Consider the following 13,704-nt stretch of genomic DNA (forward strand, 5'->3'; position numbering starts at 1 on the left):
TGCCCCAATATTCAATTGAGCTTAATGCTCGCTTTAAATAGAAGACTTAGAATAGATTTTCAATTTTTAAATTTAACTATAAAAATAAACTAACAAAAGAGAACATTATGAAAATGTCTGCAAACCCATTTCAAGCGTGCTTGGACACAATACTTTCACCCACCGTAGCTTTTGACACGATTAAAGAAAAAAAAGGTTGGTCATGGTTACCATTTGTCTTACTGACGAGTTCAACATTCGTTTTATTCTTGTATTATTTTAATGTTGTTGATTTTGCTTGGCTTAAAGAAACTATGCTTAATCAGGCTGCCGCATCAAAACCAATGACTGATGACGAACTTAAAGCAATAGGGAGTTTCTATGAAAAAGACACTATGCTGTGGACAACGGCTATTGGTGGCACAATAGGTTTCATCGTTATAAATACACTTACCGCTATTTACTATCATATTGCTACTAAAGTAAGCGCAAGTAGTGAATATAAGTTTACTCAATGGTTTGCATTCACTTGGTGGGCAAGCTTTCCTGCTTTCGTATCGGTATTGCTCAGTGCACTTGTTATCTTTTTCTCTTCTGATGGCATGGTTTCAATGCAAGATTTACAACCTACAAGTTTAAATAGCTTATTATTTTCTGTAGAACCGAGCAACGCTTGGTACAGCTTTCTTGAAGCCATTAACTTATTTACATTTTGGATGATTGCCGTTACCAGTATTGGCCTTGGTTCTTGGCTAAATATTGACAGTAAAAAATCATTAATCATTGCAGCTGCACCGCAGATTTTTATCTTTGGCGGTTGGGCTTTATTCCTCCTGTTTACGGCTTAATAGAGAACTGATTGATGAAAAAAACACTGATTATAATTGCGGTCATTATTGGGCTAGTTAGTCTGGCTTATTTTAAAAAAACAGGTAAATCACAGACACTAGAAGTTAAAGTTCAGCAAGTTGCCGCTGAAAATATCAAACGTTCAATTTTGGCCTCAGGCACTTTAGTTTATAAAGAGCAGGTTCAGTTACGCTCTGAAGTTATTGGCCAAGTTAGTGAAATGTTAATAGAAGAAGGTGATGAGGTGACTAAAGGACAAGTATTAATGCGCCTTGAACCTCGCACTTTCCGTGCTGATGTCGAGCAACAAGCCGCTTTTGTTCGTATTCAAAAGATTGCCATCGAGCATCAAAGCAAGAAAATTGAAAACTTAAAATCTCAATGGCAGCGCAAACATGACTTATATCAGCGAAAAATTCTTGACCGTGACGCTTATGAACTTATCGACAATCAGTACGCGTTAGCAAAAATTGATTTACGTTCTCGTCAAGAATCTTTACTGCAAGCACAAGCTACACTTGATAAGGCACAAGAGCGTTTAGATAAAACCGTTTTTCGTTCTCCTATAAAGGGTATTGCGACGTCAGTTGATATTAAACAAGGCGAAACAGCCATCAGTGGCAGCACAAATATTTCAGGATCGAATTTAATTACTTTAGCTGATCCCTCTTCTATTCTCATTGAAGTAGAGGTCGACGAAGCTGATATTGCAAATATTCTTGTTGGACAGCAAGCCGATATCTTTGCGGTCGCCTTTCCGGATAAAGCACTTAAGGGGCAAGTTCAGAGCATTGCCACCACAGCTAAGCGCGCACAAGGACGACAAGGTTTAAGCTTCAAAGTTAAAATATTATTGTCTGACTCAAATACTATCGCCGTTCGACCTGGCATGAGTTGTCGCGCCGAAATATATACCCAGAGTAAAAGTAAAACGATAGCGGTACCCAGTGAGTCAGTCATTTTTGCTACACAAGGAAAGAGCGTTCAAGAAGACGATGAAAGCGATAACGAAGCGCTTGCAGATAATGTTGACCACGTATTTGTGCTTATTGATGGTAAGGCGGTAAAGCAGAATGTTGAGCTAGGTATCTCAAATGATCGCTTACAAGAAATCACTTCGGGCCTAAAAGTAGGTGATACAGTGATCACTGGACCCGCAAGAGCACTTGGTAAATTAAAAGATGCTCAGTCGGTGAAAGTGATCGATAAAGAGGCATAAATGATGTCTAACATTTCTCAAGAAAAAAAAGTGATCACGCCAATTATTTCATTAAGAAATATCGCTCGCCTTTATAAAATGGGTAATCAAGCGTTTTATGCACTCAATAATTTTGATCTCGATATTCAATATAATGACTTTATTGCTATTACCGGACAGTCGGGGTCAGGTAAGTCGACCTTGATGAATATTCTTGGCTGCTTAGATTATCCAACAAGTGGTGAATATAAACTTAAAGACAGAGATGTAGCTAAGCTTGATGAAACAACTCTGGCGGGCATTAGAAATTTAGAAATTGGCTTTATTTTTCAAAGTTTTAATTTATTACCCAGATCAAGTGCTTTACAAAATGTCATGCAACCATTGATATATCGAGGCATGCCAATCAAAGAACGCCGAATAAAGGCTAAGCTAGCCTTAACCCGCGTCGGTTTAAAGGACCGCATTGACCATTTACCGAACCAGTTGTCTGGTGGACAACGTCAGCGTGTCGCTATCGCTCGGGCATTAGTCACCGAACCGGCGATTTTATTAGCAGATGAACCTACCGGGAACTTAGATTCAGCGACCACAATGGAAATTATGGCACTGTTTGATGAGCTTTACCAAGATGGTCAAACCCTAATTATTGTTACCCATGAACAGGAAATAGCCGATCGTTGTCAGCGAGTAATACGCTTAACTGATGGCTGCTTAGTTGCTGATTCAGTAAATCCAAATATTGAACAGCACTATAAAGAGCAGCAACTGATAAAGGAGAGTGCTAATGTCTAGTGTTTTCTTTAAAGTTGTTGAGAGTACTCGTTCAGCTGCACATTCGGTTCGTGCTCACGGTTTTCGAAGTTTTTTAACAACCTTAGGTATTATTATTGGTGTTGCCTCAGTGATTGCTGTTGTCTCTGTCGTACAAGGATTAAGCAGCAGTATTACTTCGCAATTCGACGATATGGGCACTAATGTTGTCAGTATTAATGCTTTTACGCCGCTAAAAGAACGTCTTCAAGGCAAAGTTGCCAAATTAAGTTACCGTGACTTTTTAGAAATCCAGTATAAAGTTTCAGGCATTAGCCATATCACTCCAACAGTTGCCGCTACAGGTCCGAATGGCGTCGTTCAGTATAAAGGAGAGTCAACGGCAACACGTGTTGTAGGAACCGGTTCTAGTTATCAATCCCTATATGGCATCTTTCCTGAAACGGGGCGCTTTTTTAATATTAATGATGATAAGTCTCGACGTCGAGTAGCTGTGTTAGGGGACTCGATTATAGACAAACTTGAAATAAAAGGTTCTGCTGTTGGTCAGTATATTATGATTGGCGGTGAGTGGTTTAAAGTGATTGGCGTGTTAGAAAAGCGTGGTAAACTTTTTGGCTTTGATCAAGATGACTTTATTCTTTTACCATACACAACAACAAGAGCCTTGTTAGGCGGTGCTGAAGAGCCAGATATTAGTATTTCGTTGCAAGTAGACGATGCTAGTCAGCTTAATAGTATCAAGCAGCATATTAAAAACTTACTACGTCGAAATCATAATTTATCTAAAGATACGGGGGATGATTTTAAAATTAGTACCGCAGAACAAATGCTTGAAACAGTCAATGATATTACCTCGAATACCACTATGGTGCTTAGTGGCGTGGTTGGTATTTCGTTACTAGTGGGTGGCATCGGTATTATGAATATAATGTTGGTTTCTGTGACTGAACGTACGCGCGAAATAGGTATTCAAAAAGCACTTGGAGCAACGCGTGTAGATATACTTTTGCAGTTTCTTATAGAAGCTGTGTTCTTATGTTTACTGGGTGGTTTAATTGGTTTGGCATTAGGTTATGGTGCTGGTGCTTTGGTGAGTAGCCTTATTGATTTACCATCAGCAGAAGTACCTATGTGGGCTATAATGTTATCGTTTGGTTTTAGTGCAGGCGTTGGGCTGTTATTTGGTATTATTCCAGCAGCTAAAGCGGCTAATTTAGACCCTATTGATGCGCTACGTTATGAGTAGTTAACATGTGTTACAGCGATATAATTGTGTAATTAAAGAGCTTATTAACGTTTTATATTTTATACCTCTTAAACAAAAAAAAGCCCAGTCATAGACTGGGCAAAAAATATAAGGGAGAAACATAATCAATAAAAGTTTAGCTTTCGTTTGCTCCTATCGAATGGTTAGTACTTGAAGCAGCACGTGGTTGCAGTAAACTTTTACCATTTATCGCAATTTTTCTTGGTTTTAACGCTTCAGGTATTTCTCTCTCTAAATCTATATGTAGCAAACCATGCTCCATAAAAGCACCGATGACTTTGACATGTTCACCGAGTTGAAATTTACGTTCGAAGTTACGCTCAGCAATACCTTGATGTACAAAGTTTCTTGGTGAACCATTATCGTTGACAGGTTTGGTACCGGTAACGATTAAGGTGTTTTCTTTTGATTCAATTTCAAGATCTTCATCGGCAAAGCCAGCAATAGCCATAGTAATACGATATTGGTCTTCGGCAAGTAATTCTACATTGTAAGGGGGGTAAGATGATTGCTTGTCTGTACGAGACGCTTTTTCAATTAAACCCGCTAAGTGCTCAAAGCCAATAAATGAACGGTAAAGTGGGCTGATATCTGTTTGTATACGCATAATTCATATCCTATTAGTTATACCCATAATTGAGATGTAAGGGTATTAGCAATATGGTATCTCTTTTGAATATTTCTGTGCTTACTATAACCAACATAAAGTCGCGATATAGCTAGGCTGAAATTATTATTCTCAGAGATTTAAGGTGCCTTTCAATATTGAACAGGCGGTTAATGTAGTCCCGTTTATCTTGTGGCGACTACATTAATAAAGATGGGCGCGATGTTTTGTTTTTCAAGTTTTAAATTTAAATTAAAATTATTTTTAATTTAAATTGCTGAAATACAATGATTTATTATTTTTCATTATTCTCTTGAACCGTTTCCATATCTAGTGCTTCAATTGGGCTTAATGCTTGTATAGTCGAAAGCGCTAATTCATAATTAGGGTGCTTTGAAATATCAGCAACAATTTCCTTGTAAGCGATCACACCTGATGAATCAATAATAAATATCGCTCGCGTTAATAAGCCCATATCTTTAATGAGTAAGCCGTAATTACTGCCAAAGTTACGCCACACTGAATCAGATAAGACCGTTATTTTATCGATACTTTCTGCTTCACAAAAACGTTTTTGCGCAAAAGGTAAATCATTGCTAATCGTTAACACAACAATGTCTTGGGGTAATTTAGCCATTTCTTCGTTGAAACGTTTTGTTTGTAAGGCACAGACGCCAGTGTCTAAACTTGGTACCACAGAGATAAGAATATTTTTTCCTGAGAATGCTTCGAGAGTTACTGGCACAAAGCTGGCATTAACCACTTTAAAATTAGGAGCTTTTTGACCAACATCAACTTGTGTACCTAATAATGTGATGAATTTGTTATTTGCCTTAACTAAGTCAGTTGTTTGTTGTAAATTATCTTCAGCAAGTGGCTTTGCGGATGCCACAAAAATACTCAGGCTATTTAAAGTTAGAATCAGTGAAAAAGTAAGAAATACGGTTGAAAATTTCATAATGTTAAGCGCGCTTAAAAATTTTGGATAGAGAGATGTTAACTTTGGCGATAAAAAATAGCCATTATTTAGTGCTTTATTTCAAATATTATCTATTGTTATTTATAGATAAACAGTAAAATGTTGAAAAATCATCACCACAACTATTATCTGAGAATAGGAATAACGAAAATATGTCAATACCCTTGTTAATTTGTGATGACTCAAATATGGCGCGTAAGCAGGTAGCACGTTCTTTACCTGATGATTGGGATGTCGAGATAAGCTTTGCTACTAACGGCGAAGAAGGCATTCAAGCAATAAAAGCAGGTAAAGGTGATGTACTTTTACTTGATTTAAATATGCCTGTGATGGACGGTTACCAAGTCCTTGAAACTATTATTAAAGAAGACTTAAACACTATGGTGATTGTTATTTCTGGCGATATACAGCCAGAAGCACACCAACGTGTTACGAGCTTAGGTGCTCTAGACTTTATTCAAAAGCCAGTCAATAAAACCAAGCTAACAGAAATATTATTGGCTTACGGTATTTTTACCCAAGACAGCGAAGAAGAAAAATCTTTACCCGTTGAAATCGAAAAACCGCCGGTGATAGCTCCAGCTCCTAAACATAGTGAGTTGGCACCACTAACGCAGGCGGCAGAGACAGTTAGTACTGAAAGGGAACAATCAGATGAAGCGTTTTTCTTAGACCCTGAACTTCGAGACTGCTACCAAGAAATAGCCAACGTCGCTATGGGACAAGCAGGAGATTTATTAGCGCGTTTACTTGATGTATTTGTTGTTCTCCCCATTCCTAATGTCAATTTAATTGAAGTTAGTGAACTGAGTATGGCGCTCTCTGATGTAGAAGAACAAGAAAGTACTTCGGGAATTTGCCAAGGATTTATTGGCGCGGGTATCTCTGGTGAAGCACTACTTATTTTAAATGACTCCAGTTTTAAAGATGTTGCTTCATTAATGAATTATAAGTATGAAGTTGATGAAAGTACTGAGCTTGAATTATTAATGGATTTAGCCAATGTGCTTATTGGTGCTTGTTTAAATGGTGTTTCTGCCCAACTAGATATGCCTTTTAGCCAAGGCCACCCTGTTGTTTTAGGTCAACATAAAAAAATATCTGAGTTGATAGCGACCAACTCTAAAAAATGGAAGCGTACCTTAGCTATCGAAATTAGCTATAGTATTGAAGACTATTCAATCAAATGTGATTTACTCTTACTCTTTACCGAAGAGTCTATGCGTACACTCAATAATAAAATCTCTTACTTACTGGATTAACTATGTCATTAGAAACATCACAAATAAATGAATTACATTGGTTAATGGAAATGTTACACACCATCGATGTGGGATTGGTTGTACTAGATAGAGATTATAAAGTGCAAATATGGAATGGTTTTATGGAGAATCACAGCGGTCTGTTACCCCGTGAAGTGAAAGATAAAGTGCTATTCCCTTTGTTTGATGAAATACCTGAAGCATGGTTTAAGCGCAAAGCTGAATCCGTATTCTTACTAAAAAATAAAGCCTTTACAATTTGGGAACAACGTCCTTATTTGTTTAAGTTTCAAAATTATCGTCCTATCACAGGGGCGGCTGATTATATGTATCAAAATACGACTTTTATTCCTTTGATGTCAGCGACAGGAATAGTGACTCATTTATGTCTCATTATTTATGATGTAACTGATAATGCTTCTCATAAAAAAGACTTAGTTAAGGCGAATAAAGAATTAGCTATTTTGAGTCAAACTGATGGCCTAACAAAACTGTTTAATCGCACACACTGGGAGCATTGCTTGCAAGCGGAATACAAGCGTTGGATCCGTAGTCAAAACCCTAGTTGCTTAGTGATGGTTGATATTGATCATTTTAAAGTGGTTAACGATACCTATGGCCATGTTGTTGGTGACGAAGTTATTCGCCATATATCAGGACTTATTCGTCATCATGTGCGTGAAACCGATGTTTCGGGGCGCTACGGTGGTGAGGAATTTGTTATATTATTAGCGGATACACCGTTAGATAATGGTAAAGTATTTGCTGAACGATTAAGAGAAGAGATTGAAAAATCTGTGGTGAAATATAATGACATTGATGTTAACTACACGGTAAGTATGGGGATTGCTGAAATAGACATTAGTATTGAAAGTTATGAAGCTTGGATTGAGTGTGCTGATGCTGCTATGTACAGAGCAAAAGATAATGGCCGTAATCAAATAGGCTTGCACCCTAAGCAACTAGTTTAGTTCGTTACAAATACCTAATAAAAAAAGCCCTTACGGGCTTTTTTTATGTAAAGTATTTACTTTAATGAGCGTAAACTTTTTTTCCATTTACCCAAGTCGCTATGACTTTATTCTTCCAGATATCTTGTTGGTTTTCTGTAAAGTAATTACCTTCTAATAAAATAAAGTCAGCTTTTTTACCTTTTTCTAAGCTCCCTAAAATATTTTCTTGGTGTGCTGCATAAGCCGCGTCAATAGTAAAAGTTCTTAAGGCTTCTATGCGTGTCATACTTTCTTCACTGAACCAGCCATTTTTCGGTTGGTTCTGATGATCCTGACGGGTGACTGAAGAGTGCAAACCAAAAAATGGATTAGGAGATTCCACCGGAAAATCTGAGCCTGCGGCGATTATAGCTTTGGCATTCATCAATTTACGCCATGCATAAGCACCTAAAATACGTTCTTCACCAATTCGGTCAACAGCCATGTTTTTATCACTGGTTGCGTGTGTTGCTTGCATTGAAGCGATAATGTTGAGCTCAGCGAAGCGAGGAATATCACTTAATTGTAATATTTGTGCATGTTCAACTCTATGACGAAGCGTTTCGGTATTTGTTGCTTTTATTTGGTGTTGATATAAATCTAGAACCACTTTATTAGCATTATCACCAATGGCATGAGTATTAACCTGAAAACCTGCCTTCATCGCAGTATTCATATACAAGGTTAACTTTTCTTTATCATGTAACATCAAACCTTTATGACCAGCATGGTCTGAATAATCAGCAATTAAAGAGGCGCCACGACTACCCAAAGCCCCATCGGCTTGAATTTTCACACTATTAAAATTAAGCATGTTATCACGGCTAGTGAACGGTCCTTGCTTGAGTGTTTCCTGCCAATTTTCAGAGGGTAAATACAACATAGCGTTAACACGCATAGGGAGGGCATTTTCATTACTCAATTCTTTGAATAGCTCAAGATTATCAGTAAAAATCCCGGCATCATGAACACTGGTTAAACCAAAAGAGACCAATTTATTAAGCGCTTTTTTTAAGACTAATTTTTGTTCTTGCTTGGTCAAAGGGGCAATACTTTTAGTAATCAAATCCATGGCATTATCAATAAAAATACCTGTAGGTTGACCCGAGTTATCACGAATTATATCGCCACCTGTTGGACTTTGTGTCGCTGATGTTATACCGGCAAGCTCCATCGCTTTAGTATTGGCCCAGCCCGCATGTCCATCAACACGTCTTAAGAAAACGGGTTTGTTAGGAAAGTGTTTATCTAGAGATTTTGCTGTTGGAAATTGAGTGTTTTCCCATTGAGTTTGGTTCCAGCCTTGTCCTTGTACCCAAGTAATATCTGGGTTTGCCTTTGCATAATTTACGGCTTTCTTTACTGCTGATTCTTCTGAAAGTGAGCCAAGTAAATTTGCTTGCATCAAACTTAAGCCGTAACTTAATATATGACCATGAGCATCAATTAAGCCCGGAAGTAGTGTTTTACCTTGGCCATCGATAACAGTCATCTGTCCGGATTTAGGTAGTACTTCACCCTCGATAAAAAGTTTATCAATTTTATCATCGGTAAATTGAATAGCGGTAAACTGCTTCAATTGTTGGTCAGCTAAAGTATAGCCTTGAACATTGGTGATAAGAGTTGTTTGTGCGAAGGCGAAACTGGTAGAGGTTAGTAAAAATAAGGTTAAAGTGGACAGGTGTTTAGTCAATACTTTCATAAATAAATCCTAGGTACTATTGTTTTTTATGTTTTTTTATTGAGCATAGGATAAAGGCAGAAAAATAAAATTAATAGTATTAATGGTAATAACCAATGAATAAGTTGCCAATATTGACTATAAAAAGTCTTTCCTTGGACGAGTTCAAGGTCAGCTTTAAGCACAGCGTCGGTGAATTGTGGCAGTGTGGCTTGAATATTTCCTTGGTGGTCAACGATAGCGGTTACACCATTATTGGTGGCGCGTAGCAGGGGGCGACCAAATTCCAGAGCGCGCATGCGAGCAATGTCTAAATGTTGGTGAGGTCCATGTGAATCGCCAAACCAAGAGTCATTACTAACCGTGAGTAAAATGTCAGTTTTGTCGGTAAAGTTAGCAGCTAATTGCTCAGGAAAAGCAATTTCAAAACAAATAAGTGGTAATAGATGAACGCCTTTAGCAACAAGGTTGGGTTGAATATAGTCACCTCGGGTGAAAGAAGAATATTGTAAATTAAATATTGGCGCAATTTTTCTTAATATGTCACCAAAAGGTACAAATTCACCTATGGGTAGCAGGTGGTTTTTATAATAGCGGTTACTATGGTTATAACGGTAATGCCCAGTATCGTCGTTGCTTTCTTTTTTACCGATGACAATCAGTGAATTGAAATAGGTTTTTGATTGGTATTTGTAATCTAAAATACCGGTAATAATAGCACTATCATTGAGTGCGGCAGATCTATCGGCCATGCTGAGAAAGTCTTGTGCAGCGGGTTCTAATGCTGTTACTGCTGACTCCGGCCAAACAATTATGTCAGCATCATAATTTTCTCGGCTGTGATCTAGGTATTTTAATTGGATGGGCCACTCTTTTTCGGGCTGCCATTTCATTGATTGTTCAACATTACCTTGTACTAAAGCAGCGGTAATTGTTTTGCTGGTCGGTGTTACCCAAGCAACATTCGTTAATAAATAAGCAGAGAGTGACACAGCAATCAATAAGAGTATATGTGTCTTGCGATAGCTGTTATTTACAACATTTATAACCGCAATACTGATTACCAGCAGCAAAGCACTTATCCCTATTTCACCAATAAGTGGTGCAAAACTCGCTAGTGGACCATCGATTTGGCTATAGCCAATTGAAAGCCAGGGAAAACCAGTCAAGATGTTAGCACGTAAATATTCTGAAATAAGCCAGCAGGGTGGCAGTAACCACAGTGAGAATTGTTTCTTTGGCGCAAACCTCGTTGATAAATAACAAGCAAGTGCTGGATAAAGTGCCAAATAACAACACAATAACACCATCAATAATAGTGAGAAAAATAGTGGTAAACCACCAAATTGATCGATACTGACATGCACCCAACTAATACCGCTACCAAACCAACCAAGTGCAAAGATGAAACCTTGTTTAGTGGCTGTTTTTACATCAGTACCATTAATAGAATAGAGAAATAACGGCAGCACAATAAGCATCAGCCACCATAATGAAAATGGTGCGTAGGCCAGCACTAAGCTAAGCCCAGCAATGAAGCTGAGCCAGTTACGCTTATTAAATAAGTTGTCGCGTAGTCGCTTTAGTAGGCGAGTGCCTAGTGTTTTGATCGCCATTGAGGTTAGTCGACTATCTTTCCATTGATTTTATGGTCTTTTGGAATCGTAATATGTAAGCTTTGGATACGGCGATTATCGCCAGCGGTGACTTTAAATTCAAAATCACCAATCGTCATTATTTCACCTTTTTTAGGCATATGGCCAAATTGATGTAACACTACACCACCAATCGTATCGGCATCGTTGCCATCAAACTCAGTATTAAAATATTCATTGAAGTCATCAAGCTCTGTTAATGCCTTAACTTGATAAACATTACCGGCAAGATACTTAATATCTAGTTCAATTTCATCATCTGTTTCATCTTCAATTTCACCAACAATTAATTCAAGAATATCTTCAATGGTGACAACACCAGAAACGCCACCATATTCATCAACAACAATTGCCATATGATAACGCTGCGAACGAAACTCTTGTAATAACGGTTCAACTCTTTTACTTTCTGGAACAATAATCGATGGACGAATTATTTTGGCTATGATGCATTCTTCTTGTTGACCAAAGCCGTAAGCGAGCAGATCTTTAGCGAGTAAAATCCCCTCAATGTGATCAATATCGTCGTTAATAACAGGAAATCTAGAGTGACCAGACTCTAAGATGATCGGTAAAGAATGTTCAATCGGATCGTTGATATCAAGCGTGACCATTTGCGATCTTGGGATCATAATATCACGCACTCGCATATCAGAAACTTCTAATACACCTTGGATCATTAACTTGGTTTCTGGTTTTATTAAGTCGCGGTCTTCAGCGTCATTTAATACATCAACCAATTCGTCTTTACTTTTGGGCTCTCCGGTAAAGACCTGTACTATTTTATCAAGTATCGATCGATTTGCAGAGCCGTTGCTAGAGTGGGGGTGGTCATCGCTCATAGAGCTTATTTATTTCCTGTAAGGTTAACTTGTTGCTTATTTTCTAATCAATCGAAAGTAAATTCAAGTAGTAAGTGGTTATTTATCTATGAATTATAAAGGATAAATTTATTCATTTATAATATAAGGATCAGATATATCGAGTGCTTTAAGTAATTTTGTTTCCAGTGCTTCCATTTCTGTGGCTTCAACCTCATCAATATGATCGTAACCTAATAAATGTAAGCAGCCATGAATCACCATATGAGCCCAGTGATTATGCAGGGCTTTGTGCTGTTCATTGGCTTCTTGGGCGACGATGTCAGCACAAATCACTAAATCACCGAGTAAGTCTAGTTCAATTTCTGCTGGTACCTCAAAAGGAAATGATAAAACATTGGTCGGTTTATCTTTTCCACGATACTGTAAGTTCAGAGACTGGCTTTCTTTAACGTCAACGAGACGAATGGTAAGTTCAAAATCCGTTTTATCATTATTTAAAGCGATATTTACCCAAGATTGAAACTGTTCATTGCTGGGTAAATTTTTGGCATCACAAGCATGTTGAAGATCGAGTAGTGTTGCCACTATTGATTAGCCATAGCATCAAGTGCCGCTTTATTTCTTTTTTCATCTTTTAAACGTTTTTCTTTTTGTTCAAAAGCATCATATGCATCAACAATTCTTGCCACAACCGGGTGGCGGACAATATCTTTTGATTCAAAGTAGTTGAAACTAATGCCTGGAATATCGTCAAGTACTTCAATCGCGTGACGTAATCCTGATTTAGCACCACGTGGTAAATCTACTTGGGTGATATCACCGGTGATAACAGCACGGGCATTAAAGCCAATACGGGTTAAAAACATTTTCATTTGTTCTACGGTCGTATTTTGACTCTCATCAAGAATTATAAAAGCATCATTTAATGTTCTGCCGCGCATATAGGCAAGAGGAGCAATCTCAATGACATTGCGCTCGATAAGCTTTTCAACTTTTTCAAAACCCAGCATTTCAAAGAGTGCGTCGTATAATGGGCGCAGGTAAGGGTCCACTTTTTGTGATAAATCACCTGGAAGGAATCCCAATTTTTCACCCGCTTCAACGGCTGGGCGTGTTAACAGAATTCGTCTAACTTCTTGTTTTTCTAGAGCTTCAACAGCACAAGCAACGGCTAAATAGGTTTTACCCGTACCCGCAACACCAACGCCAAAGCTAATATCATTACTCATAATGTTATGTACATAACTTTGTTGGTTTGGATTACGAGGCTTGACGACACCACGTTTGGTTTTTATAGTCACTAACTTGTCGAAGTCAACATCAACTTTAGTGGGTTCTTGCTCAAGCACCTTAGCGTCTAAAATAGCAAGATGGACCATTTTTTCTGTGATCTCTTTTAGCTCATTTTTTACGGTTGCTGTTTCAATATATAAATTCTTAAGCAAGACAATGACGGCTTCACAATTTGCGGGTTCACCCATCACTTTAAATGCATTGCTGCTGTAACTTATTTTAACACCAAGGCGACGTTCAATGGTTTTCAAGTTATCGTCCATTGAACCGCATAAGTTCGCTAGGCGATTATTATCAAGCGGTGTTAAGTCAAATTGTTTGCTAATACTTGTAGTCAAATT

General features: G+C 37.9%; 13 protein-coding genes. 6 read left to right on the top strand and 7 right to left on the bottom strand.

Annotated features, from left to right (window positions below):
- Positions 1–107: 107 nt before the first annotated feature.
- From A3Q34_RS15305 to A3Q34_RS15320, 4 genes are read left to right on the top strand one after another with little or no spacing between them, the layout of a single operon-like run.
- Positions 108–827: a YIP1 family protein gene (locus A3Q34_RS15305; RefSeq protein ID WP_070376137.1), complete on the top strand. Its 720-nt coding sequence runs from the start codon at positions 108–110 to the stop codon at positions 825–827.
- A 14-nt stretch (positions 828–841) separates the two neighbouring features.
- Positions 842–2,047, top strand: coding sequence for an efflux RND transporter periplasmic adaptor subunit (locus tag A3Q34_RS15310; RefSeq protein WP_070376138.1), 1,206 nt, complete (start codon positions 842–844; stop codon positions 2,045–2,047).
- Between the two features lie 33 nt (positions 2,048–2,080).
- Positions 2,081–2,821 carry an ABC transporter ATP-binding protein gene (locus tag A3Q34_RS15315; RefSeq protein WP_083278201.1) on the top strand — a complete coding sequence of 247 codons (741 nt, stop codon included), beginning with the start codon at positions 2,081–2,083 and terminating at the stop codon, positions 2,819–2,821.
- On the top strand, positions 2,814–4,049 hold the full coding sequence (locus A3Q34_RS15320; protein ID WP_070376139.1) for an ABC transporter permease: 1,236 nt from the start codon (positions 2,814–2,816) through the stop codon (positions 4,047–4,049). Before A3Q34_RS15315 ends, A3Q34_RS15320 begins: the two co-directional genes overlap by 8 nt.
- 136 nt (positions 4,050–4,185) lie before the next feature.
- Here the strand turns inward: A3Q34_RS15320 and A3Q34_RS15325 are convergent, their stop codons facing one another.
- Both A3Q34_RS15325 and tpx read right to left on the bottom strand, forming a co-directional pair.
- Positions 4,186–4,677, bottom strand: a complete 492-nt coding sequence (locus A3Q34_RS15325; protein ID WP_070376140.1) for an Hsp20 family protein — start codon at positions 4,675–4,677, stop codon at positions 4,186–4,188.
- A 295-nt stretch (positions 4,678–4,972) separates the two neighbouring features.
- The gene (gene tpx, locus A3Q34_RS15330) at positions 4,973–5,635 is read right to left on the bottom strand and encodes a thiol peroxidase (RefSeq protein ID WP_070376141.1); all 663 of its coding nucleotides are present in this window, start codon (positions 5,633–5,635) and stop codon (positions 4,973–4,975) included.
- Between the two features lie 173 nt (positions 5,636–5,808).
- Here tpx and A3Q34_RS15335 point away from each other — a divergent pair, with 173 nt between their 5' ends.
- Positions 5,809–6,918 carry a response regulator gene (locus tag A3Q34_RS15335; protein WP_070376142.1) on the top strand — a complete coding sequence of 370 codons (1,110 nt, stop codon included), beginning with the start codon at positions 5,809–5,811 and terminating at the stop codon, positions 6,916–6,918.
- Positions 6,919–6,920: 2 nt separating this feature from the next.
- A complete protein-coding gene (locus A3Q34_RS15340; protein WP_070376143.1) occupies positions 6,921–7,889 on the top strand; it encodes a sensor domain-containing diguanylate cyclase in 969 nt (322 codons plus the stop codon).
- A gap of 61 nt (positions 7,890–7,950) precedes the next feature.
- Here A3Q34_RS15340 and A3Q34_RS15345 read toward each other — a convergent pair whose 3' ends face one another.
- The 5 genes from A3Q34_RS15345 to A3Q34_RS15365 form a co-directional block, all read right to left on the bottom strand.
- Entirely contained in the window at positions 7,951–9,612 is a 1,662-nt protein-coding gene (locus A3Q34_RS15345) for an amidohydrolase (protein WP_070376144.1), read from the bottom strand.
- A gap of 26 nt (positions 9,613–9,638) precedes the next feature.
- Complete coding sequence (gene lnt, locus A3Q34_RS15350) at positions 9,639–11,207, bottom strand: apolipoprotein N-acyltransferase (protein ID WP_070376145.1); 1,569 nt, start codon at positions 11,205–11,207, stop codon at positions 9,639–9,641.
- Between the two features lie 5 nt (positions 11,208–11,212).
- Positions 11,213–12,088 (bottom strand): HlyC/CorC family transporter, encoded by an 876-nt coding sequence (locus A3Q34_RS15355; RefSeq protein ID WP_070376146.1) that lies wholly within the window; start codon positions 12,086–12,088, stop codon positions 11,213–11,215.
- A gap of 108 nt (positions 12,089–12,196) precedes the next feature.
- Positions 12,197–12,655, bottom strand: coding sequence for an rRNA maturation RNase YbeY (gene ybeY / locus A3Q34_RS15360; protein WP_070376147.1), 459 nt, complete (start codon positions 12,653–12,655; stop codon positions 12,197–12,199).
- Positions 12,655–13,701 (bottom strand): PhoH family protein, encoded by a 1,047-nt coding sequence (locus tag A3Q34_RS15365; RefSeq protein ID WP_070376148.1) that lies wholly within the window; start codon positions 13,699–13,701, stop codon positions 12,655–12,657. The genes ybeY and A3Q34_RS15365 overlap by 1 nt, the downstream gene beginning before the upstream one ends.
- Positions 13,702–13,704: the final 3 nt, after the last annotated feature.

Origin of the sequence: Colwellia sp. PAMC 20917 (assembly GCF_001767295.1) — a bacterium.
Classification (GTDB): Bacteria; Pseudomonadota; Gammaproteobacteria; order Enterobacterales; family Alteromonadaceae; genus Colwellia_A.